Genomic DNA, 1,218 nt, shown 5'->3' on the forward strand with positions numbered 1-1,218 from the left:
CACTCAGGCCAGAGCTCGCGCGCCAGAGCGATGGGAGTGCGCGGGGGGTTTGCCAGGCGCGGCCCCAGCTCCTCCCACTCGTCCCCGGCGAAAGGGGACCAGTCCTCCGGAGCCACCGGATCGGGCGACATCCGGAACGCGGTCACCGTGTAACCGGTGCCGAGCTTCGACGTCGTTCCGGGCATTCTGTAGGCCTGGTAGATACCCTGGTACTGCTTGTCCTTGGACTTTGAGGTGTATGCGTTCCAGATCAAGTCGGTGGCGATATGCTTGAGGTCAGACAAGGCCTGGGGGTCGATCTTGGACAGGCTAATCTTCTCCGGGAAGCGATAATAGACATGCAGACCCGTGCCAGAGTTCACAACGTAATTCGGAGTTGGAAAGTACCATCCCTTCTCAGCTTGATGGAGGAAATCAAGGAGCTGGGGCACGTCCACATAATCGAGGTCGATGGCGAAACCGGGGCACCACCGAGCATTCGAGGCGAGGGCCCTCTTGCCTATGAACGCGCAGAGGGGGAGAAAGCAGGTGTGCATGTTGGCCACCTGGTCGATCGCCTTGAGATCGTCGTAAAGGAACCGGCTCACAAACTGCGTACGACCCTGGCTGTCCTTAACCGTCCGATGCCCCTTGCCCTTGGTCTTTGCCCACCGAATGATGCCACAGGGCTTCCCGTCTCCCCTGTGGCCATCCTCCTGAAGGTCTCCCTCTGGAAAGAAATCCCTATAGAAATCGCGGGGGTCCACCACCTCGAAGCGATCCAGGAGAACACCCTGCTTCTCCGTGAAAGACAACCTCAGTTCATCTAGTGTCGAATACTCCAAAACCAACCCTCTCGAAAATGCGCGTTGAGGCTACGCCTCGCCCGTGAGTTTATCAATACTGTAATTGTACAATGCGCGTTGAGGCTACGCCTCGCCCGTTAGTTTATCAATACTGTAATTGTACAGTGGGCGTTGAGGCCCACGGATCATGCAGTAAGCCGCTTCCTTCGAGTGATTTCGGCAACCTCTATTCTCCCCGCCCAGCAACTCTAAAAGCTCTCAAGATCGCCTGTAACATCAGGGGCAGTTATTTCCCCTACTTATCCATGATCGACCGTCAGGGGCGCTCTGACGCGCCCAGGAGGCCATGCCAAGACGCTCGACACTAAAACATCTAGGCAAGCGCTCATCTGCGACCGGCGTACCTGACCTCGATGACAGGCACACGCCGTAC

At 57.3% G+C, this 1,218-nt stretch carries 1 pseudogene; it reads right to left on the reverse strand.

Annotation, left to right across the window (positions count from 1 at the left end):
- Positions 1-824: pseudogene (locus D1643_RS11050) on the reverse strand (hypothetical protein); the annotation flags it as partial.
- Between the last annotated feature and the right edge of the window lie 394 nt (positions 825-1,218).

The sequence above is a fragment of the Enterorhabdus sp. P55 genome (assembly GCF_009911695.1).
GTDB lineage: Bacteria > Actinomycetota > Coriobacteriia > Coriobacteriales > Eggerthellaceae > Enterorhabdus.